The sequence below is a fragment of the Streptomyces sp. NPDC041108 genome (genome assembly GCF_055592645.1).
In genome coordinates this window covers 67,548-90,387 of the sequence record NZ_JBVIYK010000014.1, presented here as the reverse complement: position 1 = coordinate 90,387, position 22,840 = coordinate 67,548, and the positions used below count along the sequence as shown (strand labels likewise).

The following is a 22,840-nucleotide window of genomic DNA, read 5'->3' as shown; positions in this document are numbered from 1 at the left end:
CGGGCGGTTCAGGCGGTTCGGGCTTCGACCGCGTACAAGCCGTCCTGCCCCTCCCTTCACGCGAACCGGTGAACTCCTTCTCGCCGTCCGAGACGTCCTCGGCCCCGCCGCGGGCCCACGCGCGCGATCACCTGGCGATGTGCCGCCATGTCCTGTCGAGTGCGATCCGCCTGAGTTGCCGGAGGGTGAGAGCGGGTTCGGTACGGCTCGCGGGTATTCCGTAGCCCCTGGCGTTGACCGCCATGACCACCACCCGGAAGCCGTCTTCACGAAGGATGTCGACGGACCATTCGACGGCGCCCTTCCCGCCATGGGGAGAAGGCTCCTTGGCGGTTCTGACGCGGGTGCCGTCCGGCAGGGTGGTCGACTTCTCGAACACCTTCGCGATGCGGGCGTCGCCGGGCTTCCAGCGTTGCACGTTGGCCGCGACGAGGCTCTCGCCGCGGCCGTCGTCGACGACGACATGCCCGAAGCCGTCCGAGCCCGCGGGCTGCCGGACTCGCAGGCCGGTCGGGAGCAACGCGGCGATGGTGCGGGCGATCTCCTTTCCGGCCACCCCTGGAGTCGCTTCGGTCCGCTCGCTGTCGGGCGGCTTCGGCATCCTCGAGAGAACGGGCTTCCACTGCGGCGAGGTCGCGACGGCCGACAGCTGCTCACCGGCCAGCGGACGTGGCGTGTCCTCATCCGCCGGCCACTGGCCGGGCCGCATCTCGGTCTGTGTCACCACGACCTGTTCGCCTCCGCCGTAGGTGAACTGGGCGGTGAGAACTTCGACACCGGACGGTTCGGAACCGTCCTTGGGCGACCGGTCCACCGTCAGCTTTCCGCCGCCGGGCAACCTGGTCTCCGTGCACCGGCTGAACGGCGCGTACGCGGTGTCGGGGCACCGCAGGAACAGCGGGGGAACGGGAAGGCCCCATCTGTACAGGGAAACCGACACCTCGGCCTCGTTCCCGCCCCGGCCGTAGACGAGCGCGGCGGAAGGCGCCGCGGAACCACTGCCCAGCCCCTGCCCCCGCTGCCCCGAAAGCCTCCCTTCGGGGAGCAGCGATTCCAGGGCGTGCACCATCTGCCGTGCCGACGGCGAACCGGAACCCCGGGAGCCGGTCTCGTGTGCGGGGGTCAGGGAACTGCAGCCGGAGAGCACAGCGGCGCTCAGGCAGACGGACACGGCCGACGCGAAGGCGAGGCGGTGGTGCTTTCCGGCAAAGGTGTTCCGGAGAACGCTACCCGTGGACATATGGCCCGCCTCAGCAGTTTCCCGGGCGCCACACGCTGATTTTGTCCTGCATGTAGGCGTTGATGTTCGGCCAGTTCTCGCGACCGCCGATCCCGAATGTCAGCCCCGCGAAGTAGTAGTGCTGGTAGAAGCAGTACCCGCTGCTCGAATTGTTGACGATCGCCGAGGTCCTGTCGTCCATGTGGTGCCCGGGGAGGCTGAAGGACTGGCCGTCGCCGCGTTGGGCGAGCAACCGGCCGTTGTAGGTCGTGTGTTCGTAGACGCAGAGCGTGTACCCGTCACACGTGCTCGGCGTCCCGTTTCCCCTCAGGTCGTACCACTCCTGCGCGGACGCCTGCGTCGGAACGGCGGCCACCGCGATGGCCGCCGCCGTCGCGGCGACGACCGTCGCCCGCTTCATCCGCTCAGAGAAATCGAACATCTCGAAGAATTCCTTCCGTTCCGTCGGACTGCGGCTCGATGTCGGCGATCAGTAGCAGTTTCCGGGGTGGAAGGCGCTGATCTTGTCCACGATGTAGCTGTTGACGTAGGGCCAGTCCTCGTTGCCGTGGATCAAGAAGGTCAGACCCTTGAGGTCCCAGTGCTCGTAGAAGCAGAAGGCGCTGCTCGAATTGTTGACCACGGACGAGATCTTGTCGTTCATGTAGGTATCCGTCCAGGAATTACCACTGACCGGAGAAACCCACTTGAAGGACGCGGCCTCCACGCCGGTGAATCCGGCCATGTCGCCGTTGTAGACCGTGTGCTGGTACAGGCACAGCTGGAAGGCGTTACACGTACCAGGGGTCCCGTTCCCTGTTCTCTGGATGTATGCGGACGCGTCCGTCACAGCCGCGCCGACCGCCAGAGCCGCCGTCGCAGCGACTATCGCTGTCCGCGTCCGCTGGGAAGTCCAGGACATAGGAAGTCTCCTCTTGTTGTCGATTTCCTTTCGGTGAGCCGCAGTCAACTACAAGCGAAACGAGATGTATTGAACCTGGGCGTCACGCATGGGATTGTGGTGCCACATAGCCCCGCGGGATGTCGCGGCCATCTCGGCACGGGCGACCAGAAAACTGACCTGCTCGCCGGTACCGGACGGGCATTTCCGCGAGGAGGATGCGGGTGGAAGGGCGATTACGGTTCTCGGTGCTGGGGCCGGTCAGGGCGTGGCGCGAGGGGACCGAGATCGAGCTGGGGCCGCCCCAGCAGCGCGCGGTGCTGGCCGTGCTGCTGCTGGCGGAGGGTTCGCAGGTGTCGACGAGCGGCCTGGTCGACGCGGTGTGGGGAGCCAGGGCACCCGCTTCCGTTCTCGGCATCCTGCGGACGTACGTCCACCGGCTGCGCAAGGCACTGGAGCCCGGCGGGGACACCGCGTCGTCCGTGATCCGTTTCACGGGCGACGGCTACCAACTCCGTGTCTCGCCGGACGAGTTCGACCTCGCCGCCTTCCGACAGCGGCTGGACCGGGCCGAGCAGGAGCGACGTGCGGGAGACATCGAGGGTGCGGTGCACCAGCTGCGGGACGCGCTCGCCCTGTGGCGGGGGACGGCACTGGCCGGTGTCCGTGGCGAGTTCGCGCGGAACCGGCGGCAGCGGCTCGCCGAGCTGCGACTGTCCACGGAAGCGGCCCGCCTCACGGCGGAACTCGACCTGGGCGCCTCCGCACAGGCTGCCGTGGAGCTGACCGGGCTGGTCGCCGAGCACCCGCTGGACGAGCGGTTCCGGGAGCTGCTGATGCTCGCCCTCTACCGGTCGGGGCGGCAGGCGGCAGCCCTCGCCACCTACCGCGAGGCGCGGAACCTGCTCGTGGAGGAGCTGGGGGTCGACCCCGGCCCTGCCCTTCAGACGATGTACCAGCAGGTGCTGCGGGCGGACACGGCGCTCCTCGCTCCGCCGACCCCGCCCTCGCCCTCGCCCTCACCCGCACCCGCACCCGCACCCGCACCCGCACCCGCACCCGCACCCGCCCAACTGCGGGCCGGGCTGCCGGTCTTCGTCGGCCGCGACGCCGAACTGGCCGAGGTGGCCGGACTGACGCCGGGCACCACGGTGGTGGTCAGCGCCATCGCGGGTATGGCCGGTGTCGGCAAGACCACCTTCGCGGTGCACTGGGCACGGCAGGTCGCCGACCGGTTCCCGGACGGCCAGCTGTACCTGAATCTCCGGGGCTTCGACCCGGTAGGTCTTCCGGTCCCGCCGGAACACGCCCTGCGCACCCTGCTGATGTCCCTGGGCGCCGACGCGCGCGCCCTGCCGCAGGACGACGTCGACGCGCTCGCCGCCCTGTACCGCACCCTGCTCACCGGCAAACGCGTACTGGTGCTGCTGGACAACGCCCGTGACGCCGCGCAGGTGCGGCCGCTGCTGCCCGGTGCGTCCGGCTGCCTGGTCATCGTCACCAGCCGAAACCGGCTGAGCGGGCTGGTCGCCCTGGACGGCGCCCACCCCCTCCATCTCGACGTGCTCTCCGTGGCGGAGGCCCGTCGGCTGCTCGCCCGGCGCCTCGGGCCCGACCGGGTCGCGGCCGAACCCGACGCGGTGGAGGAGATCATCGGCCGCTGCGCGCGCCTCCCTCTCGCCCTGGCGGTCACCGCCGCCCGGGCTGCGACCCGGTCCGTCCTCTCCTTGAGCGCGATCGCGACCGAACTGCGCGAGAGCGCCAACGGCCTGGACGCGTTCGGTGACGGGGACACCGCGGCTGACGTGCGCGCCGTCTTCTCCTGGTCGTACCACTCCCTCACCCCGGGCGCCGCCCGTCTGCTCCGGCTGCTCGGCCTGCACCCCGGCCCCGACATCTCCCTGCCCGCCGCGGCCGGCCTGGCCGGGCTCACCGTCCCGCACACGAGGCAGCTGCTGGCCGAGCTGGTCCAGGCCCATCTCGTCGACGAGCCCGCCCCCGGCCGCCACACCTTGCACGATCTGCTGCGCGCCTACGCCACCGAGTTGAGCGAAGCCGACGAACCCCGCGACGAGGTGCGGGCGGCCCGGCGCCGTATGTTCGACCACTATCTGCACACCGCCTGTGCGGCGACCGCGTTGACCACCCGTGCGCGGGCACTGATCCCCCTGGCTCCCGCGGCCGAGGGCGTGCGCGCCGAGGGGTTCGGCGGCGACACGGCGAAGGCGACGGCCTGGTTCGCCGCCGAGCACGCGGTGCTGATCGCGGCCGTCGAACACGCCGCCGTCCACCGGTACGACGTCCACGCCTGGCAACTCGCCTGGGCCGTGTCCAACCATCTGCATCTGCGCGGTCTGTGGCGGGAGCATGAGGCCCTGCACCTCACCGCCCTGGACGCGGCCGGCCGACTGGGCGACCGGGCCGCCCAGGCTCATGCCCACCACGGTCTCGCCATCGCCCTGACGGGTCAGGACCGTAACGGCGAGGCACGGGTTCACGGAGAGCGGGCCGTCGAACTGTTCACCGAATCGGGCGACATGAGAACCTGCGCCGAGGCCCATCGCACGCTGGCCTGGTTGGCGGAGCAGCAGGGTGAGCTGGAAGCCGCGCTCGGCAGCGCTCAACGGGCCCTCGTGCTGGACCGGGCCCATGGCGGCCGTACGGCGGACGACACCCGCGGCCGGTCGGCGACAGCGTCCGCGCTCAACTCGGTCGGCTGGTGCCACATACTGCTCGGCCAGTACGAACAGGCCCTCGCCCCCTGCCGGGAGGCGCTGGCCCTGCAGCGGGAACTCGGCGACGACACCAACGCGGCACACAGCTGCGACAGCATCGGCCACGCCCACCATCATCTCGGCCAGTACGACGAGGCCGTCACCGGATTCCGCGACGCCCTCGCCCTCTACCGCCGGCACGGCGGCGTCCCCTGGTTCATAGCCGGAACCCTCAAGCGGCTAGGGGACACCCACGTCAGCGCGGGCCACCCGGAACCGGCCCGCGCGGCGTGGACCGAGGCGCTGGAGATCCTTGAGCGGCTCGGCCATCCCGACGCCGAGTCCCTGCGCACGCGGCTCCGTCGGCTCGACGAGCCGAGTGGCTCTGCCGAGGTGGGCGTGGTGCTCACCGAGTCGTAGTCGACCCTCGCTCCGGGACCCGGTCGGCCGGATGCCGGCGGCCGGGCCCGCTCGACGTGTGGTCCGGTGGTCCGGGATGGAAACGGACGTCAACGCTCCGTGGAGCGGCCGTCAACAGGTCGTGGACACCGGGCTGGTTTCTTGATCGGACGACGGGCGGGTGCGCAGCCCGCTCGACGCAACGGATCGAGCGGCCGAGAGGAGACGCGTCGTGAGTGACCAGGCGTCGGACCTTCACTCCACTGGTTCACCGAGGTGTGGTCGAGCCACAGAATTCGAGATCGAATTGAATCTCGCGGCTCCGGAGATCCGAGATTCCGACCGATTGTTCCACGAGTGGAAAGCCGGCCCGTTGTCACATCTCACACACCTGCACATCGTCAACCCCGCTCCCCACGGCTTCCGGCTGTCCGCGCGTGGTCACCGCTTCAGCGGCCTGCTCTCGATCGGTTTTCATTCCGATGCGCTGACCGGCATTTCCGGGAGAAATCTGGACCAAGATCCGATCGTGGCGGATCTGGTGGTCTCGGGGAGGCTCGATTTCAGCAAGGAGGGAAGAAAATACCCGGTCCTGCCGGGGCAGCTCTGCATTCGGGACACCAGGTCCGCATGGCGATTCTCCTGTGCACCGGCCACGCGTGTTCGCATGGTCTCGATACCCCGGCATGCGCTGACCGCACGCATCGGATCGCCGAAGAAGCTCGACCACACCCACATAGAGGACGCCAGATCCCCCAAGATCGGCCTCTTTGTCAACTTCTTGGAGGCGCTGGAGAAGTCCTGCGGCGATCTGGACCGATCCGCGGGGGCACGGGGCATCGCCCTTGATTCCTGCGCCACCCTGCTGGCGGGAATACTGACCACGTCCCGTGAAACCGAAATCGAGACCGAAAGCGAAAGCGAAACCGGCTCGAACGACCACCGGGAGGCCACGCTCCGGGCCGCGATGAATGCCATAGAAACAAATCTCGCCAGGCCCGACCTCTCTCCCGCACTGATCGCCCAGGCCCTCGGCATCTCGCTCCGGACGCTGCACCGCTCCTTTTCCGGTTCGAGTGATTCCGTCATGTCATTCGCTCGGCGCCTCCGGCTCCAGGGCGCACGCGACGACCTCATGCGGGCGGGGAGCGCTGCCGGAGTCTCCGAGATCGCGGCCCGATGGAATTTCTCGGACGCAAGTCATTTCATCAGAAATTTCAAGGAGTTCTACGGGACGACTCCGGCCGCCTATGTGCTCGCACGGCGGCACCGAGACCGTCGTCGACGACGCGGGTGAGGGTTGGCCGCCCCCATCACGGCGGGCGACCACGGCCGTGCCGTTCCTCGGGATCAGCCCGCGAACGCCGGCTGGGCCACGCCCTTGCCCGCACCCGGTACGACCAGCAGCGAGCCGGACAGGGGGTGCGGGGATTCCGTGCCCGTGCGGGCCGTCGTGATGTAGAGGTCGGTGAGGTCGGGGCCGCCGAAGGCACAGGCGGTGGGGCGGGGGACGGGGAGGGGGACCACGCGGTCCAGGGTGCCGTCCGGGGTGTAGCGGCGAACGGCACCGCCCTCCCAGAGGGCGACCCAGACACACCCCTCGGCGTCGACGGTGAGGCCGTCGGGGAAACCGCCGCCGTCCTCGATCGTCACGAAGGGGCGCCGGTTCACGGGGAGCCGGCCCTCCGCCGCGCCCGTGTCCGTGTAGTCGAAGACGTCGATGCGGCGGGTCGGCGAGTCGATGTAGTACATCAGCCGCCCGTCCGGGCTCCAGCCGGTGCCGTTGCTGACGGCGACGTCGTCGAGCACGGTCGTGGTGAGCCCGTCGGCCGTGAAGCGGGCCAGGGTGCCGCCGCCCGGGGCCTCGTCGTAGCGCATGGTGCCGGCGAAGAGGGAGCCGTCGGGTGCCACGGCGGCGTCGTTGGCGCGGCGGCCCGGCACCGGCTCGTGGTGCAGCCAGCGGAACGTGCCGTCGGCGCCGGTGAGACCGACGCCGTCACGGAGGTTCAGGACGAGGCCGCCACCGGCGCGGGGCTTGACCGCGCCGACGTGCTGCTCGGTCACGAGGACCGTGCGGCGGCCCGAGGCCGGGTCGTACGTGTACACGCGCGAACCGAGGATGTCGATCCAGAGCAGACGCTGGGCGTCGGCGTCCCAGGTGGGGCCCTCACCGAGGGCCGCGTACTCGCGTACGGCGACCTCGTAACCCGTGTTCGCGCTCATGCCACGCTCCGGTGGCCGAGGCGCTCGGACAGTTCCGCGGCGCCCTTGGCGGCGAGCTGCTCCAGCTCGATCCGGCGCTCGTCGCTCCAGCGGATCATGGGCACGGAGATGGAGATCGCGGCGACGACCCTGCCGGTGCGGTCGCGGACCGGCGCGGCGACGCAGGAGACGTCCGGGTTGGACTCGCGGTTCTCCACGGCGAGACCCCGCTCACGGATCCGGGCCAGGGTCTCGCGCAGGGCGGCCGGGTCGGTGATGCTGTTGGAGGTCATGGCGACCAGGTCGGCGTCGTCCGGGATCCGGGCGTTCAGCTCGGCCTCGGGAAGGGAGGCGAGGAGCATCTTGCCGACGGAGGTGCAGTGCGCCGGGAGGCGGCGGCCCGCGGCGGAGACCATGCGGACGGCGTGCGTGGAGTCGACCTTGGCGATGTAGATGACGTCCGTGTACTCCAGGATCGCCACGTGCACCGTCTCGTCGCAGGTCTCGGCGACGGACCTGGCCACCTGCTGGCCCTCGGCGGCGAGGTCCAGCTGCTCGGCGTAACGGCTGCCGAGCTGGTACGGGCGGACTCCGAGGCGGTAGCGTCCCGGCTGCCCCTGGACCTGGACGATGTATCCCCGGGCGGCGAGCGTGGTGACCAGCTCGTGCACGGTGGTGCGGGGCAGTTGGAGCCTGCGCACGATGTCGGGGGCGGAGAGTGTGCCGTCCCCGTCCAGGAAGAGCTCCAATATGTCGAGCGCCCGGGTCACGGCAGGTACGAGGCGTCCCACAGCCGGCTCCCTCCCTCTGTCTGTCGGTTCTGTCTGTCGGATCTGTCTGCGGCGGTGTTCGAAATTTCAACGGTCGATCGGCATGACGAACACAGGCTAGTCATAGTGCGTTGACCGGGCAATAACCGCGGACGATCGAGCAGGGGTGGGCGAGGCAGGGGGTGGGGTGGATGAGGTGGGTGAGGTGAGGTGCGTTGCCGGGTGCGGGTGCGGGTGCGTGAGTGCTGGTGCCTCCGGGGAGACGACCCGGTCAGCGCCGGCCGCGCGGATCCCCCAGCTCCCCCCGCAGCCGCTGCGCCCTCAGCACCAGCTCCAGCTCGAAGCGGCGGTCGGGGTCGTCGATCTCGTCGCCCCAGAGTTCGCGTATCTGACGCAGACGATAGCGGACGGTTTGCGGGTGCACACCCAGACGGGCGGCGATCTCGGGGGCGCCGCCGCGGGTCTCCAGCCAGGCGAGGAGGGTCTCCGCGAGGCGGCGGCCATGGGTGGGCCCGCAGTGGGCGAGGGGGGCGAGGCAGCGCAGGGCGAGGTCGTCGATCAGCTCCTCGGGCTGGAGGAGGACGAGGGCCTCGGTGTGTTCGGTGCAGTGCAGGACCTCGCCGCCGGGGAGCAGCCGGCGCTCCATGAGACGGACGGCGGCTTCCGCCCAGCGCAGCGACTTCGCCGCGTCGGCCAGCGGCACCGGCGGGCCGATCGCGCCCGACCAGCCGGTCAGGGCGCGGTGGAGGAGTTCGGGGCGGCCCGCCGCGTCGGGTTCGGGGACGACCATGCGGGGCTGCTCGTACTCCATGTCCAGCAGGACGCCCTGGCCGACGGCGGGGGCCATGGCCTCGCGGGCCGGCCGTAACAGGACCCCGACGGCGACCTTCTCCGGGAGGGTCCAGCCGATCCGGGCCGCGCGTTCGGTGAGCGCGTCCGCCGGGTCGCCCCGGTGGTGCTCGGCGAGCAGGAGTTCCATCAGCCGGCGTTGCAGTCGCAGCCGTTCGCCGGCCTGCCGGGCCGCCGCCTCCGCGTAGCCGCGCACCGACTGGTCCACCAGACCGTCCAGGTACTCGTATCCGGCGTCGACCAGCTCGTACATCGCGGGCGGCGGGATCTCCACGCGCTGGCCGATCTCCGCGAAGCGGCGCCAGGCCAGGCGTACGCCGAGGCGGTAGATCGCCTGCAGCGAATCCAGGCTGCGGCCGTTCAGGCCCTCGCCGCGGCCGAACTCCTGGAAGACGCCCGGAGGCACGCGCGGGCGGCCCTCGGCGGTCTCCAGATGCTGGACGAAGACCTCGATCGCGCGGCGGATGCCGATGAGGGCCATCGGTTCGCCGGATTCGTCGAGGACGACGGGCAGGTGGGGGTACTCGCGGCGGATCTCGCGAAGGATCTCCTCGGCGAGGGCGGGGGCCTCGGCCATGGCGATCGCGGCGAACTCGCGCACCTGCAGTCGCGGCACGTCGTGCCAGGCGGAGCGGACGGTGACGGTTCCCGGGCCTCCGGTCACCCCTCAGCGCTCCTGACCGGCGTTCTCGTAGGTGATGAGCGGGGTGTTCGGCTGGTCCGGAGTGGCGTCGAGCAGAGCGACGACACCGAACGCGGCGCCCGCGGCGAGAGCGGCGGCGGCCGCCATGGTCAGTGCGGCGGCGAGCAGTCTGGACATCGCAGGGGCAGCCTCTCGGTCGACAGGTCGTCCCCACCCAGGGCACCCCGCGGACTCAGTGTCAGCAATGCATTGACACTGCGTCAAGACTCCGCCTACGGTTCCCGGCCCATACACAGCCCCCACACCCAGCCCCCGTCCGCACGCGCACATTCCCCAGGCGTCGCACTTTCCGCACGCCTACCCGAGTCGCACCTCCCAACGCCCCCTGGAGTGCCCGGATGCGCCGTACAGCTTCACCACTCTCACTGGTCCTGCTGGGCCTCGGCACGTTCCTGCTGGTCCTCGCGCCCCTGCTCGCGTGGTACGTGGAGCCGAGGGCCGCCGTGAACCCGATCGACATCGACACGACCGCCGTCTACTCCGGCACCGGCAGCGTCTTCGACGTGGAGCAGGTGAAGACCGTGCCGGGCCAGGAGATCACCGTCACCCAGCGGGTACGCGGCGATGTGGCCGAAAGTGAGCGCAGCGGGGCCGCCGTGTGGGACGTGATCACCTCGGTCGACACCGAGAAGTCGCTGCCGGCGGCCGATCCGCACGACGCGCTGGACTTCTCCCCGCACCGCTGGGTCAGCGACCGGAAGACCAACCGGCCCGTGCACTGCTGCGACGAGAAGCCGTACATCGAGGGCGAGGCGTACCTGAAGTTCCCCTTCGACGTGCAGAAGCGCTCCTACCGCTGGTGGGACAACACGCTCGGCGCGACGGTGACGCTCCACTACGAGGGCCGGAAGAAGATCCGGGGCTACGAGGGGCTGCGGTTCACGGCGAAGGTTCCGGCCACGAAGACCGGCACCCGGATGGTCCCCGGCGCCCTCGTCGACGAGCCGGGCCGGCCGCAGGTGCTCGCCGAGGAGTGGTACGCCAACCACGGTCTCGAACTGGTCGTCGACCAGAGCACGGGGCGCGTGCTCTACGCGCAGACCGGGCCGCGCCGGACGCTGCGGGCGCCGGGAGGCACCGAGGACGCGGCGGTGCTGCTCGACAGCCGGAAGCTCGCGTTCACCCCGGCGACGCAGAAGTTCGCGGTGGACCAGGCGGAGAAGGACAGCGCACTGCTGCGGCTGGTGGGGCGGACGGTGCCGATCGGTGCCACTGTGGTCGGTTTCGTCCTCGCCGTGGCCGGTGCCGTTCTGGTCGCACGTGGCAGGCGGCGCCCCGATACGCCCGAGTCGTCCCAGGAAGAGATCACGATGTGACAGGGCGTCAGTTGAATAAACCCCGAAAATTGTCACGCCGGTGAGTAGCAGCTTCGAACCGCTGGGCGAAAACTGTCCACCCCACCTGAGCACAGCCCACCCACACCTCGCCCACAGCGACTCCGGACATCTGCCGGTACTTCCGATCCTCGTACGTCCGATCCACCAGCTCCCGCCCCCTCTGCTCCCGATCCCCGTACGTCCGAGCACCTCCGAGGCACGCGCAACCCGTACGACCCACCCGGACCCCCCGCCCCACCGGAACATCCCCCACGGCGAACGTCCTTCTCCCCGCTGAGTTCCGCACCCCGAGACGAGTTGGAGCACCCATGCCCCAGCACGTGCCGTTCTCGCTGGTCGAGGTGTTTCCGCACCTTGACCAGCACCGGTCGGCAAGCCCCCCACAGCCGCGCCGGATCGTCTTTCTCGCCCGCCGTGACCTCGGTAATCCGGCGGCGGGGGGCTCCGAGCTCCTCGTCGACCGGCTCGCCGACGGCCTGACCCGGCTCGGTCACCAGGTCACCCTGCTGTGCGGCGGCCCGGCGGCCTACCGCGACTACCGGGTCGTGTCGGCCGGCGGCGATCTGAGCCACCATCTGCGCGCCAGATCGGCCTTCGCCCGTCAGGTGGGCGACTGCGACCTGCTGGTCGAGGTGTGCAACGGCATGCCCTACCTCGCACCGCTCTGGCACCACGGTCCGACGATGTGCCTGGTCAACCATGTGCACACGGATCTGTGGCGGTTGCGGTTCGGCGGCGCGCTGGCGCCGGCCGCACGGCTCGGCCGCCGCCTCGAACACTGGTCGCTGACGGCCGCGCAGCGCCGGAACCTGCTGGTCGCCGTGTCCTCGTCGACGGCGACCGCGCTCCGCTCGATCGGTGTGGAACGGGACCGGATACGGGTCGTGCACAACGGGGTCGAGGAGCCGGGGCCGCGTGCCGAACGGTCGGCCGAGCCGCTGTTCGTGGCGGTGGGCCGGCTGGTCGAGTACAAGCGGATCGATCTGCTGCTGCGGCTGTGGGAACGGGTGCGGCCGGTCACGGGCGGACGGCTCGTGATCGTCGGTGACGGACCCGAACGCGACCGGCTGCGGGCGATGGCCGGGGCGGGGGTCGAGTTCGCCGGGCACGTGTCCGAGGAGGAGAAGCACCGGCTGCTGTGCGCGGCCTGGCTGCTGCTGCATCCGTCGGCCGTGGAGGGGTGGGGGCTGGTCGTCACGGAGGCGGCCGTACGGGAGACACCGTCGGTGGCCTTCGACGTGCCCGGGCTGCGGGACTCCGTCGTGGACGGGGAGACCGGCGTGCTCGCCCGGGGGGAGTCCTCCTTCGCCGCGGCGTGGTGCGCGCTGGCGTTGTCGACCGACCGGCGGGTGCTGATGGGGAAGGCCGCGCGGGAGCGCGCCGCGCACTACCGGTGGGGGCACACGGTCCGGCAGTTCCGGGCGGTGGCGGCGGAGGCCGTGCGGGGCTGGTCGCCTTGAGCGCCGGAGGGGGTGCCTCGTCCGACCGTCGGCGACTGCGGGTCGTTCGTGGCGTGTCGCGCCCACGCGACGGAGCCGCACATGTCACAGCCCCGCGCCCCCATGAGGGCGCGGCGGCCGACCCCGGTTTCAAGGATCCCTCTCTTCGGCGCTCCCTCACCCTCTTCCGGGCCTTCATGCGCGAGCAGGACGATCCCGCGTACTGCTACTCCCTGCTCGCCCGTGACGCCGTCGACCAGGTCGAGGCGTACGGCGGCCGGGCCGTGGAGGGGCTGACCGTAGTCGATGTCGGTGGTGGCAGCGGGTACTTCACCGAGGAGTTCCGGCGGCGGGGCGCCCAGGCGTACCTCTTCGAGCCCGACCTACGGGAGTTGGGGACAAAACCGCCGGACGGGGCCGTGGTCGCCGACGGGTATCTCCTCCCCCTGGCCGACGGGGTCGCGGACGTCACCTTCACCTCCAACGTGCTGGAGCATGTCGCCGATCCGCCGACCTTCCTCAGTGAACTCGCGCGGGTCACCCGGCCCGGCGGGCTGATCTACGTGTCGTTCACGAACTGGCTGTCCCCCTGGGGCGGGCACGAATGGGCGCCCTGGCACTACCTGGGAGCCGAACGGGCGCGGGCCCGCTACCGGCGCCGTACGGGCAAGGAAGCCAAGCACACCCTCGGCGAGAACCTCTTCGTCGTGCACATCGGACGCACTCTGCGGCAGGTGCGCGGCCGGGACGACGTGACGGTCGTGTCGGCGCGCTCCCGCTACTGGCCGTTTCTCGCGGAGACCGTCGTGAAGGCGCCGGGACTGCGTGAGTTCGCCACCTGGAACCTCCTCCTCATCCTCCGGCGGTGTCCACCATGACGAGCACGGTCCAGGCTCCACCCCCCGCGCCGGTACGGCCCGCGGGCACGGCCGAGGGACCCCCCGAGGGCCCCCGGTCGCGGCGCTGGCTGCTGGGATTCTGGGCCGTGGTGTTCGTCCTGCTGGTCGCGGCGCAGCCGGGGCGGCAGACCTTCGACACCAAGCTCGGCGTCACCACCGATCCCTGGCAGTTCGTCTCCGACCTCGGCCAGCTGTGGCACGACCGGGGCGGGTTCGGCGGCATCCAGGACCAGTACGTCGGCTACCTGTGGCCGATGCTGCCGTACTACGGGCTGACCGATCTGGTCGGGCTGCCGGTGTGGCTGGCGGAGCGGCTGTGGCTGTCCCTGATCGTGTCGGTGGCCTTCTGGGGCGCGCTGCGGCTGGCCGAGCGCCTGGGCGTCGGAAGCTCCGCGTCGCGGCTGCTCGCCGCCGGCGCCTACGCGCTGTGGCCCGTGTTCACGACGGTCGTCGGGTCGACGTCGGCCGCCGCGCTGCCGGGGGCGTTCCTGCCGTGGGTCCTGCTGCCGCTGGCGAACGAGCGGTACAGCGCCCGGGTGGCGGCCCTGCGGTCCGCGCTCGTCATCCCCTTCATGGGCGGGGTCAACGCGTCCGCGACCCTGGCCTCGCTGCTGCCGGTCGGGCTGTATCTGCTCACCCGGACGCCGGGGCCCCGGCAGCGCGGGCTGATCGCCTGGTGGGTGCCGGGGGTGCTGCTGGCGACCGCCTGGTGGGTGGTCCCACTGCTGCTGCTCGGCTTCTACGGGGAGAACTTCCTTCCGTACGTGGAGAGTTCACAGACCACGACGGCCACGATGTCCGCCACCGAGGCCCTGCGGGGTGCCGGGAACTGGGTGGGCTATCTGAACTTCGGTGAGCCCTGGCTGCCGGCCGGCTGGTCCGTCGCCGCGTCCGTGGTCGTGATCCTGTCGTCGGCGCTGGCGGCGGGGCTGGGCCTGGCCGGACTGGCGCGGCGGGACATGCCCGAGCGCCGCTGGCTGGTGCTGACCGTGCTGGTGGTCGCGCTGTTCACCCTCGCCGGGTACGGCGGCGCGTTCGGGGCGCCCTTCCACGGGGTGGTCCAGGACTGGCTGAACTCCGGGCTCGTGCCCTTCCGGAACATCTACAAGTTCCAGACGGGGCTGGCGCTCGCGCTGGTCCTCGGGCTCGCGCACCTGGTGGGCGTGGCCGCGCAGGTGCGGGGTGCCCGGCGGGTGCGGGGGCGGCGGTTCGCGCCGCTGGTCGCGGCCGTCCTGGTCGTACCGGGGCTGCTGTGGCCGTACCTCAACGGGTCGGTGCTGCAGCCGGGTTCGTTCAAGGAGCTGCCCAAGTACTGGCAGGCGACGGCGGACTGGCTGGAGAAGTACTCGCCGGACTCCCGCGCCCTGGTCGTACCGGCCACCGCGCACGGCATCCACACCTGGGGCACCACCGTCGACCAGCCCCTGGACGTCTTCGCCGGCTCCCGCTGGGCGCAGCGCGACTACGTGCCCTTCGGCACCCCCGGCAACCGGCGTGCGATGGACGCCGTCGAGCAGGCGCTGCTGACGGGCGGTGAAGTGCCGGGACTCGGCGACTACCTGAGCCGAGCGGGCCTCTACTACGTCGTCGTGCGCAACGACCTCGACCCCGACCAGATCGGCGCGGTGCCGACCACGACCGTGAAACGGACCCTGGAGCAGTCCGGGTACGAGCGGGTGACCGGGCTCGGGCCGGTGATGACCGGCGGACGGATCGCCGAGGGCACCCCGCTGCAGGTCGAGGGGCTGTACGCGCGGCAGCGGGCCGTGGAGATCTATCGCCCGGCCGAGGACGTGCCGCGCCCCGGGCAGGCCGGACTGAAGGCGATCGCGGACACGGCCGTCGTCTCCGGCGGCCCGGAGTCGCTGCTGCCGCTGGCCGCCGACCCGGAGCTGCGCGACCGGGCCACCGTGCTGACCGGCGACAACCACCCCGGGCTCGGAACCCCGGCCGTGCAGGTGGTCGGTGACGGGCTGCGCCGGGCGGACACCCGCTTCGGCCTGGTCAACGCCAACACGTCGTACACGTACACGGCGAACGAGCGGAACCCGGGCGGGAGCGTGCAGGACCCCGGCGCGCAACCGAAGCAGATCCTGCCGGTGTCGGGCCTCGGCCACCAGACGGTGGCCGAGCTGCGGGGCGCCAGATCCGTGACCGCGTCGACCAGCGGCAACTGGCTGTTCCATCTGCCGCAGTACGACCCGGTGAACGCCTTCGACGGCGACCGGGGCACCGCCTGGGCGGAGGGCGCGGCCGGGTCGGCTGACGGGCAGTGGCTGCGGATCGACTTCGACGGCAGCCAGGACGTCCCGGCGTCCTTCGAGGTCACCCCGCTGCCGCAGGACGGGGTGCGGTCGGCGCCGACCCGGATCAAGGTGGAGACCGAGCGGGGCTCACGCTCCACGAACCTCAAGGCCGACGGATCGACGCAGACCGTCAACGCCGCTCCCGGCGACACGGGTTGGCTGAGGATCACGATCCTCGACTCTGCCGAGCGGCACACCGGGCTCGTCGGCGCGGGCTTCTCCGAGATCGACCTGCCCGGCGTGAAGGTCACCCGGATGCTGCGGCTGCCGACGGACGCGAAGGAGTCCGACGCCTCCGCCGAGGTGATCTCGCTGCGGCGGGCCGCCGACCCGACCGGCCTCTCCCCCACGGGCACCGAACCGGGGCTGCACCGCACCTTCGGCACCACCGCGGCCGGGACGTACGAGATGAAGGCCACCGCCGTACCCGTGCCGGGCGACGCACTCGACAAGCTGCTCTACAAGGCCGCCCCCGAGCAGCAGAGCCGGATCACGGCGAGCGCCGAGTCCACGGCCTCCCTCGGGGCCGGGCTCTCGCCGCGCAACCTGACCGACGGCGACCTGACCACGGCGTGGATCGCGGGCGACGACCCCACGATCCACCTCAGCTGGGGCGACAAGTGGCCGGTCGGCTCGCTCGTCCTGGCCCCGGCGGGCGGGCTGTCGGCCCGGCCGACCCAGGTCGAGATCAGCTCCCCCGACGGTGCCGCCATCGCCGCTGTCGACGAGAACGGCTGGGTCCGCTTCGACCCGATCACCACCGACCGGCTCGACATCACCGTCACCGAGACGGCCCCGCTGACCGTCCACAACCCCGTCGCCGACGACGACCTGCAACTCCCGGTCGGCCTGACGGAGGCGTACGTCCCGGCCCTCGACCAGTTCCGCACCCCGCAGCCCGCCCCGACCCGGGACTTCGAGCTGCCGTGCGGCGAGGGACCGGCGGTCGAGGTCGACGGGACGCTGTACGAGACGAGCGCCCGGGGGACGGTACGGGACCTGACGGAGCGGCGGCCGGTCGATCTGACGCTCTGCCAGGACGGCAAGCCCGGGGGCGCGCTGGAACTGGGCGCGGACGACCGCCACACCTTCGAGTCCGAGGACACGGGCGCCCTGGCGGTCAGCACCGTGACCCTCACCCGGGGCACGCTCGCCGAACCCTCCGTCAACGGGCGGGAGTTGGGCATACGGGACTGGCTCGGCGACCGCCGCGAGGTCACCGTCGGCGACGGCGCGGCCTCCTATCTGGCGACGTACGAGAACTTCAACGACGGCTGGAAGGCCACGCTGGGCGGCCGCGAGCTGACCCCCGTGCGGCTCGACGGCTGGCAGCAGGGCTGGCGCGTGCCCGGCGGTGCGGGCGGCACGGTCAAGCTGTCCTACGAGCCGTCCGTGACGTACGAGGCCGGGCTGATCGGTGCCGGTGTGGGCCTCGCGGCCCTGATCGGGCTGGCCCTCTGGCGCCGCCGGGAGGCCAACCCCGACGAGCCGCAGCCGGCGCCGCCCGGTCCCGGTCTCTGGCTCGGCGTGGTCGCCCTCACCCTCGTCGGCATCGTCGTCGCGGGCTTCCTCGCCCTCCTCGTCCCGCTGCTGGCCCTGCTCGCCCGGAAGCGGCACAGCCTGCTCGTCCCGATCGCCTTCCTCGCCCTGGCGGGCGCGGGGGTCGCCGCCGCCCTCGGGGCGGGTGAGCCGGTCGCGGCGGGCGAGGGTGCGTTCGGCCATGCCGCCCAACTCCTCGCGCTGACCGGACTGTTCGCGGGACTGGTGAGTGTGGGGGCCGGAGTGGAGGCCGCCCCCGACCGGCCCGGCACGACGCGGCGGTTCGCGGTCCCGCCGGGCGCGCAGGCTCCGACGGAACCGTTGCCGCGGCGCAGGCGGGTGGACAAGACGCTGAACGGCGGACCCGGCGGCCCGGGAGGGGCCGCGGGCGGCGGGTCCGTGGCCGGTCCGACGATCTCGGCGCGCGGGCCGGGCTCCCCGCAGGAGGACCCGGACACCCCGACCCGGCGGATCGCGTTCACCAAGCCGAAGTCCGAGGTGCCGCCGAAGTCCGAGGCGCCGCCGAAGTCCGAGGCGCCGCCGGAGGACGGCGGCCCCGCGGGAAGCGGGGGTACCGGCAAGGGGGAGCCCGTATGACGACGCTGGACCACCCCGCGCGGGACGACGCCGCCCACGGACCCGTCCGCATCCCCTTCCCGGTGGTCGACGAGGTGTCCCGGCACTGCGCCCAGGAACAGGAACCCGAGACCGTCCACATCGAGGTCCACCTCCCCGGCCGGCTCGACCCCGGCCGGCTCCGCACGGCCTTCGTCACCGCCCTGCGCGCCCACCCCCGCATCCTCATGCGGGAGGCGCCGGGGCGGTGGTACAGCCGCCGCTACGAGTGGGAGCTGACCGAGGGACCGGAGGTCGAGGTGGTGGCCTTCCCGCCCGCCGGCCCGCACGCGCTGCGGGACGCGCGGACGCGGGCCCTGGTCGAGGCGCCCCCGCTGACGGTGTCGCCGCCGATCCGCCTGGAGGTGGTTCAGGGCGCGGGGCCCGCGGTGGGCAGCGAGGCGACCGACGCGGTCGGCCTCACCGCGGGCGGTCGGGCCGCCGGGGCGGGGGAGGGCTCCCCGGCCGGGCGGGGCCGGGCGGCGGGGACCACGGACGCCGCGACACCCCGGCCGACCGGGCGGCCGAACCCGCACCCGCACCCGCACCCGGAGGACCCCGCACCCGGAGGCCCGAAGGGCACCGTCCTCTTCCTCACCATCAACCACACCGCGCTCGACGGCCCTGCCTGTCTGCGGATCCTCGCCACCGCTGCCCAGCTCTACGGCGGCGAGGACAACGCCCCCACGGCCCCGCCCGTCCGCCCCGCCCCCACCCCCGACGAACCGGCTCCGCCCCCGGCGGACGCCCCCTCCCCCTGGGCCCGCCCCGCCCGGGTCGCCGCCGGCACCCCCGAGCCCTCACCCGGCAACGGCCTGCTCGTCACCGAACTGCCCGTGCCCCGCCGCCCCAAGGGCGCCCCCTACACCGTGAACGACCAGCTCATGGTCACCACTGCTTTGACGCTCGCCCACTGGAACCGGGAACACGGCGCCCCTCCCCGCCCCCTGCGCATCACCATGCCCGTGGACGACCGCCCGAGGGACACGGACATGGCGATAGGCAACGGCACCCGCCTGGTCGAAGTCCCCTTCTCCCACGCCGAGTTGCACGCCGATCACACACCGCTGCCCGTACTCCTGCGCCGCACGGCCGAACGCACCCGCGCCCTGAAGTCCCTCCCGAGGCCCCAACTCGGGCACGGTGCCTCCCTGTTGACGGCCCCGGTGGTCCCCGTCGCCTGGCGGGCGGCCCTCACCCGGGGCCTGCGCAGAGCCGCGGGCCCCTGGACGTCGACCACCCTGCTCAGCAACATCGGCCGCATCCCCTACGCCCTCGACTTCGGCGAGGAGGCCGGCCGGGCCCACGCCGTGTGGTTCTCGGCCCCCGCCCGCATGCCGCGCGGCCTCACCGTCACGACCGCCTCCACGGCGGGCCGCCTGCACGTGGCGCTGCGCTGGTCACGCGCCCTGCTCAGCCACGGCGACGGAGCCCACCTCCGGGACCTCTTCGAGCACTATCTGCACGCGACGCAGGAGGACGCCCGGTGACACCGGCCACCTCGCCCACCACATCGGCCGAGCCGCCCGTGCGGGGACTGCGGGACTTCTACGAGGACCCGTCCGTCCCCGTCGCCTCCGGCACCCCCCGCAGCCTCGCCCAGGCCCGCATGCTCGCCGCCGCCCTCGGCCCGGCGGCCACGACGGGCCCCCGTACCGTCCTCGACATCGGCTGCGGCGACGGCACGGCCGCCGCCACCGCCGCCCCGCTCCTGGCCGGTCACCGCGTCATCGGCGTCGACTGGTCCCAGGACGCCCTCAGACGGGCCCGCACCCGCATCCCGTACGCGATCCGCGGCGAACTGACCGACGGCGGACTGCCGTTGCGGTCGGAGTCCGCCGACGCCGTCCTGTTCAGCGAGGTCATCGAGCACCTGGTCGACCCGGACGCCGCCCTCGACGAGATCCGCCGCGTCCTGCGCCCCGGCGGCCACCTCATGCTGTCGACCCCCAATCTCGCCGCCTGGTACAACCGCGCCCTGCTGCTCGCGGGCGTCCAGCCGGTGTTCTCGGAGGTGAGCCTGCGCCAGATCCACGGGCGCCCGGGGACGGAGGTCGTGGGCCATCTGCGGCTCTACACCGCCCGCGCGCTGCGGGAGTTCGTGGCCGCGTCCGGCTTCGAGGTCGTACGGCTGCGCGGGGCGGCCTTCCACGGCGTGCCGCGTCCGCTGCGCCCGCTGGACCGACTGGCCTGCGCCGTCCCGTCGGTGGCGTCGATCCTGCTGCTGCACGCGCGAAGGACGTAGGCGATGTGGTGGGGAGTGGCCGCGGCCCTGCTGGCGAACGCGCTCTACAGCACCGGGTTCGTCCTGGAGAAACGGGCGCTCACCGCCATGCCGCAGGTGACGGTCCGCGCACCGGTGAAACTGCTGCGGCAGGTCGTCGGCAGCCCGCTGTGGATCGCGGGTTCGCTGTCGCTGGCCGCCGGGTTCGCCGCCCAGCTGGCCGTGTACCGGACCCTGCCGATCGCCGCCGCCCAGGGCATCTTCGTGTCGGGGCTGGTCCTGCTGGTCCTGCTCTCGGCGCGCCTGCTCGGCGAGCGGACCACGGGCCGGGAGCGGTACGCCCTCGGGGCCATCCTCGTCGCGCTGCTGATGGTGGTGCTGTCGTTGGACGAGAACGCCGACCCCGTCGGCCGCGGAGCGCCGTACGCGCTGGTTCTGACGATCTGCCTGCCCGCGCTGGCGGCGGGGGTGGGGCTGTACCGGTCCGCCGAACGGCGCGCCCGGCACCGGCACCGGCTGCCGACCACGGGCGTCGAGTACGGCGTGGCCGTGGGCCTGCTGTACGGGGTCAGCTCGCTCGCGATCAAGGGCGTGTCGAGCCGTCTGACCACCGGCGGGTTCGGGGACGCGGTGGCGGGTCTGCTGCGCTCCCCGTACCCGTATCTCCTGCTCGTCACCGGCGCGTTCGGCCTGGTGATGTCGCAGGCGGCGCTGCAGCGCTGCCGGGCCTCGCTGATCGTGCCCGTCTGTACGACGGTGACCTCCCTGTTCACGGCGGTGCTCGGCACGCTGTCGTTCGGCGAGTCGCTGCCCGACGATCCGCTGCGGCTGGCCCTGCGGCTGTCCGGCACGGTGCTGGCGGTCGCCGTACTGCTGAGCATGCCCAAGCACGACACCCCGGCGCCCCCGGCGCCCCACGACCCTTCACCGGCCAAGGAGTTGACCCCTCCATGAATCCCGACGACCCGTTGCTCCAGATCCTGGCGTGCCCGCTGGACAAGGGGCCGCTGCACCTGGTGGTCCACGAGGAGGAGCGGACCGGCACCACCACCTCCGACGCCCGGGCGCCGGAGTCGCTCTACAACCCCCGGCTGCACCGCCGTTACCCCATCGTCGACGGCATTCCGCAGCTGCTGCCGTCCTCGGGCGAGCAGGTGACCGAGGACGAACACGAGAAGCTCTCCGCACTGCTGCTGAGGAGGACGGGTTCATGACCACACTCGCCGCACGGCTGGCGCCGCTCCTCCCGGACCGGCTGGTCGCCGCGGCCGCCCGGTCCGTCTACCCGCGCTTCGAACCGGAGCTGACCCGGCTCGGCGACCTGTGCCCGCCGGACTGCGGTACGGCGGTGGACGTCGGCGGCTGGTACGGCCCCTGGACCCACCGGCTGGCGGCGCGGGCCGCGCGTGTGGTGACCGTGGAGCCCGCGCCCCGGCTGGCCCGGCTGCTCGCCGCGTCGGCCCCCGCCAACGTCCGCGTCGTCCAGGCCGCCGCCTCGGACGGCCCGGGCACGGCCCGTCTCTGGCTGCCGTCCGGCGACGACGGCGGCCGCGGCGTGTCCTCGCTGGTCCGGCGGGACATCCACGCCCGCGCACTGGACGTCGACTGCGTCACCCTCGACGGGCTCGGCCTGACGGACGTCGGCTTCGTCAAGATCGACGTCGACGGCAACGAACTGGCCGTGCTGCGCGGCGCGTCGGGTCTCCTGGCCCGCGACCGCCCGGCCCTCTTCGTCGAACTGGAGGCCCGTATCCAGCCGATCGCCCCGGTCGTCGACCTCCTGGCCGGCCTCGGTTACGCCGGCTGGGTCCTGCCCGCCGGGACCTGGCTGCCCCTCGTGCCGGCCACCCTGGAGGCCCATCAGGCGCGCACGTCGCACCGGGCGTCCCAGGGGCTGCTCCGGCGCGTCCTGCCGTTCGCCGGGCGGTACGTCAACTCGGTGCTGTTCCTGCCGGACGGGCGCCGCCCGGGTGAGCGGGCCGGTGGCCGCCGGGCCGCATCCGGTGCCGTGGGCCACGATGGACCCCATGTCCTCCGCGAAGCGCCCCGGCCCCGATAGGCCCTCCGGTCCGTTCACCCCTCTGGACTTCCAGCTCGTCCTGCTGCGCCGCATGGCCGACCACAACCCGGGACTCGTCGAGGACGCCCGCCGTGAGCTGGGCGTCTCCGTCGCGGACATGCGGGAGGCGAACCGGCGGTGGCAGGCGATGGCGCGCTCGCCCCGGGCCCGGGGCTCGGCGTCCCGCTACCGGTCGGTCCTGGGCGCGCCGGCGTCCGTCACCGCCCGGAGGATCGGCGACCTGGACTGCGAGGCATGGCTGTGGCCGGTGCCGTTGTGGGCCGATCTCCGCTTCGAGGTGCTGCTCGCGCCGAACGGGGCGGTGTGGAACGAGTGGCTGGTGCGGGCTCCGGGGGCGGCCGGGCCCGCGTTGCGCGCGCTGGAGGATCTGACGCCGTGGTCCTGCACGGTGGACGAGGTCGCGCGGGCGTTCGCGCCGGCGCGGCCGCTGGAGGGGACGGCGCCCACGCGGTGGGGACTGCGGTTCCAGGCGCCCGACGGGCTGGGGGCGCGGCGGGAGTGTGTCGCGGAGTTCACGTGGGGGTTGTTGCAGCGGACCGCCACCGTCCCGCAGCGACCTGACAGCGCCTGATCACGTCTCATCAGTTCACGCGTACCGCCGGTCGAATGTCGTCGCGATCGCTCACCAGGGCGCCCCGAACGGA

General features: G+C 72.3%; 19 protein-coding genes. 12 read left to right on the top strand and 7 right to left on the bottom strand.

The annotated features are described in order from the left end of the window. Positions 1 to 127 precede the first annotated feature (127 nt). Genes ACZ6BB_RS31990 through ACZ6BB_RS31980 form a run of 3 tightly spaced genes read right to left on the bottom strand, consistent with a single transcriptional unit; the run spans position 128 to position 2,141 of the window. Complete coding sequence (locus tag ACZ6BB_RS31990) at positions 128 to 1,240, bottom strand: hypothetical protein (RefSeq protein ID WP_471618608.1); 1,113 nt, start codon at positions 1,238 to 1,240, stop codon at positions 128 to 130. Between the two features lie 10 nt (positions 1,241 to 1,250). Then, the gene (locus tag ACZ6BB_RS31985; RefSeq protein WP_471618607.1) at positions 1,251 to 1,661 is read right to left on the bottom strand and encodes a peptidase inhibitor family I36 protein; all 411 of its coding nucleotides are present in this window, start codon (positions 1,659 to 1,661) and stop codon (positions 1,251 to 1,253) included. Positions 1,662 to 1,709: 48 nt separating this feature from the next. After that, on the bottom strand, positions 1,710 to 2,141 hold the full coding sequence (locus ACZ6BB_RS31980) for a peptidase inhibitor family I36 protein (RefSeq protein WP_471618606.1): 432 nt from the start codon (positions 2,139 to 2,141) through the stop codon (positions 1,710 to 1,712). 197 nt (positions 2,142 to 2,338) lie between these two features. Between ACZ6BB_RS31980 and ACZ6BB_RS31975 the strand changes: the two genes are divergently transcribed. Both ACZ6BB_RS31975 and ACZ6BB_RS31970 read left to right on the top strand, forming a co-directional pair. Next, the gene (locus ACZ6BB_RS31975; protein WP_471618605.1) at positions 2,339 to 5,254 is read left to right on the top strand and encodes an AfsR/SARP family transcriptional regulator; all 2,916 of its coding nucleotides are present in this window, start codon (positions 2,339 to 2,341) and stop codon (positions 5,252 to 5,254) included. A gap of 211 nt (positions 5,255 to 5,465) precedes the next feature. Then, complete coding sequence (locus tag ACZ6BB_RS31970; RefSeq protein ID WP_471618604.1) at positions 5,466 to 6,530, top strand: helix-turn-helix domain-containing protein; 1,065 nt, start codon at positions 5,466 to 5,468, stop codon at positions 6,528 to 6,530. A 53-nt stretch (positions 6,531 to 6,583) separates the two neighbouring features. Here the strand turns inward: ACZ6BB_RS31970 and ACZ6BB_RS31965 are convergent, their stop codons facing one another. The 4 genes from ACZ6BB_RS31965 to ACZ6BB_RS31950 form a co-directional block, all read right to left on the bottom strand. After that, a complete protein-coding gene (locus ACZ6BB_RS31965; RefSeq protein WP_471618603.1) occupies positions 6,584 to 7,456 on the bottom strand; it encodes an SMP-30/gluconolactonase/LRE family protein in 873 nt (290 codons plus the stop codon). Then, positions 7,453 to 8,226 (bottom strand): IclR family transcriptional regulator, encoded by a 774-nt coding sequence (locus tag ACZ6BB_RS31960; RefSeq protein ID WP_471618602.1) that lies wholly within the window; start codon positions 8,224 to 8,226, stop codon positions 7,453 to 7,455. Before ACZ6BB_RS31960 ends, ACZ6BB_RS31965 begins: the two co-directional genes overlap by 4 nt. A gap of 250 nt (positions 8,227 to 8,476) precedes the next feature. Then, positions 8,477 to 9,718, bottom strand: a complete 1,242-nt coding sequence (locus ACZ6BB_RS31955; protein WP_471618601.1) for a PucR-like N-terminal domain-containing protein — start codon at positions 9,716 to 9,718, stop codon at positions 8,477 to 8,479. 3 nt (positions 9,719 to 9,721) lie between these two features. Next, positions 9,722 to 9,874: a hypothetical protein gene (locus tag ACZ6BB_RS31950; protein WP_013003939.1), complete on the bottom strand. Its 153-nt coding sequence runs from the start codon at positions 9,872 to 9,874 to the stop codon at positions 9,722 to 9,724. Positions 9,875 to 10,095: 221 nt separating this feature from the next. Here ACZ6BB_RS31950 and pgfA point away from each other — a divergent pair, with 221 nt between their 5' ends. The 10 genes from pgfA to ACZ6BB_RS31900 all read left to right on the top strand — a co-directional run bounded on the left by pgfA (position 10,096) and on the right by ACZ6BB_RS31900 (position 22,767). Next, the gene (gene pgfA / locus ACZ6BB_RS31945) at positions 10,096 to 11,073 is read left to right on the top strand and encodes a cell envelope lipid trafficking protein PgfA (RefSeq protein WP_471618600.1); all 978 of its coding nucleotides are present in this window, start codon (positions 10,096 to 10,098) and stop codon (positions 11,071 to 11,073) included. A 329-nt stretch (positions 11,074 to 11,402) separates the two neighbouring features. Beyond that, complete coding sequence (locus tag ACZ6BB_RS31940; protein WP_471618599.1) at positions 11,403 to 12,554, top strand: glycosyltransferase family 4 protein; 1,152 nt, start codon at positions 11,403 to 11,405, stop codon at positions 12,552 to 12,554. A 176-nt stretch (positions 12,555 to 12,730) separates the two neighbouring features. Beyond that, the gene (locus tag ACZ6BB_RS31935) at positions 12,731 to 13,411 is read left to right on the top strand and encodes a class I SAM-dependent methyltransferase (RefSeq protein WP_471618598.1); all 681 of its coding nucleotides are present in this window, start codon (positions 12,731 to 12,733) and stop codon (positions 13,409 to 13,411) included. Next, a complete protein-coding gene (locus ACZ6BB_RS31930; protein ID WP_471618691.1) occupies positions 13,408 to 17,874 on the top strand; it encodes an alpha-(1->3)-arabinofuranosyltransferase domain-containing protein in 4,467 nt (1,488 codons plus the stop codon). The genes ACZ6BB_RS31935 and ACZ6BB_RS31930 overlap by 4 nt, the downstream gene beginning before the upstream one ends. Beyond that, the gene (locus ACZ6BB_RS31925; RefSeq protein WP_471618597.1) at positions 17,871 to 19,382 is read left to right on the top strand and encodes a condensation protein; all 1,512 of its coding nucleotides are present in this window, start codon (positions 17,871 to 17,873) and stop codon (positions 19,380 to 19,382) included. Before ACZ6BB_RS31930 ends, ACZ6BB_RS31925 begins: the two co-directional genes overlap by 4 nt. Continuing rightward, positions 19,379 to 20,137 carry a class I SAM-dependent methyltransferase gene (locus tag ACZ6BB_RS31920; RefSeq protein ID WP_471618596.1) on the top strand — a complete coding sequence of 253 codons (759 nt, stop codon included), beginning with the start codon at positions 19,379 to 19,381 and terminating at the stop codon, positions 20,135 to 20,137. Before ACZ6BB_RS31925 ends, ACZ6BB_RS31920 begins: the two co-directional genes overlap by 4 nt. Before the next feature lie 15 nt (positions 20,138 to 20,152). Further along, positions 20,153 to 21,070: a hypothetical protein gene (locus tag ACZ6BB_RS31915; RefSeq protein ID WP_471618690.1), complete on the top strand. Its 918-nt coding sequence runs from the start codon at positions 20,153 to 20,155 to the stop codon at positions 21,068 to 21,070. Beyond that, positions 21,067 to 21,330 carry a Trm112 family protein gene (locus ACZ6BB_RS31910; protein ID WP_471618595.1) on the top strand — a complete coding sequence of 88 codons (264 nt, stop codon included), beginning with the start codon at positions 21,067 to 21,069 and terminating at the stop codon, positions 21,328 to 21,330. Before ACZ6BB_RS31915 ends, ACZ6BB_RS31910 begins: the two co-directional genes overlap by 4 nt. After that, a complete protein-coding gene (locus tag ACZ6BB_RS31905) occupies positions 21,327 to 22,175 on the top strand; it encodes an FkbM family methyltransferase (protein ID WP_471618594.1) in 849 nt (282 codons plus the stop codon). The genes ACZ6BB_RS31910 and ACZ6BB_RS31905 overlap by 4 nt, the downstream gene beginning before the upstream one ends. Continuing rightward, positions 22,135 to 22,767, top strand: coding sequence for a hypothetical protein (locus ACZ6BB_RS31900; protein WP_471618593.1), 633 nt, complete (start codon positions 22,135 to 22,137; stop codon positions 22,765 to 22,767). Before ACZ6BB_RS31905 ends, ACZ6BB_RS31900 begins: the two co-directional genes overlap by 41 nt. Positions 22,768 to 22,840 lie beyond the last annotated feature (73 nt).

Coding starts and splice junctions, on each gene's coding strand:
- ACZ6BB_RS31950 (WP_013003939.1), bottom strand. CDS start 9,874: ATGTCCAGACTGCTCGCCGCCGCACTGACCATGGCGGCCGCCGCCGCT.
- ACZ6BB_RS31925 (WP_471618597.1), top strand. CDS start 17,871: ATGACGACGCTGGACCACCCCGCGCGGGACGACGCCGCCCACGGACCC.
- ACZ6BB_RS31910 (WP_471618595.1), top strand. CDS start 21,067: ATGAATCCCGACGACCCGTTGCTCCAGATCCTGGCGTGCCCGCTGGAC.
- ACZ6BB_RS31980 (WP_471618606.1), bottom strand. CDS start 2,141: ATGTCCTGGACTTCCCAGCGGACGCGGACAGCGATAGTCGCTGCGACG.
- ACZ6BB_RS31930 (WP_471618691.1), top strand. CDS start 13,408: ATGACGAGCACGGTCCAGGCTCCACCCCCCGCGCCGGTACGGCCCGCG.
- ACZ6BB_RS31905 (WP_471618594.1), top strand. CDS start 21,327: ATGACCACACTCGCCGCACGGCTGGCGCCGCTCCTCCCGGACCGGCTG.
- ACZ6BB_RS31985 (WP_471618607.1), bottom strand. CDS start 1,661: ATGTTCGATTTCTCTGAGCGGATGAAGCGGGCGACGGTCGTCGCCGCG.
- ACZ6BB_RS31990 (WP_471618608.1), bottom strand. CDS start 1,240: ATGTCCACGGGTAGCGTTCTCCGGAACACCTTTGCCGGAAAGCACCAC.
- ACZ6BB_RS31900 (WP_471618593.1), top strand. CDS start 22,135: ATGGACCCCATGTCCTCCGCGAAGCGCCCCGGCCCCGATAGGCCCTCC.
- ACZ6BB_RS31940 (WP_471618599.1), top strand. CDS start 11,403: ATGCCCCAGCACGTGCCGTTCTCGCTGGTCGAGGTGTTTCCGCACCTT.
- ACZ6BB_RS31935 (WP_471618598.1), top strand. CDS start 12,731: ATGCGCGAGCAGGACGATCCCGCGTACTGCTACTCCCTGCTCGCCCGT.
- ACZ6BB_RS31975 (WP_471618605.1), top strand. CDS start 2,339: ATGCGGGTGGAAGGGCGATTACGGTTCTCGGTGCTGGGGCCGGTCAGG.
- pgfA (WP_471618600.1), top strand. CDS start 10,096: ATGCGCCGTACAGCTTCACCACTCTCACTGGTCCTGCTGGGCCTCGGC.
- ACZ6BB_RS31965 (WP_471618603.1), bottom strand. CDS start 7,456: ATGAGCGCGAACACGGGTTACGAGGTCGCCGTACGCGAGTACGCGGCC.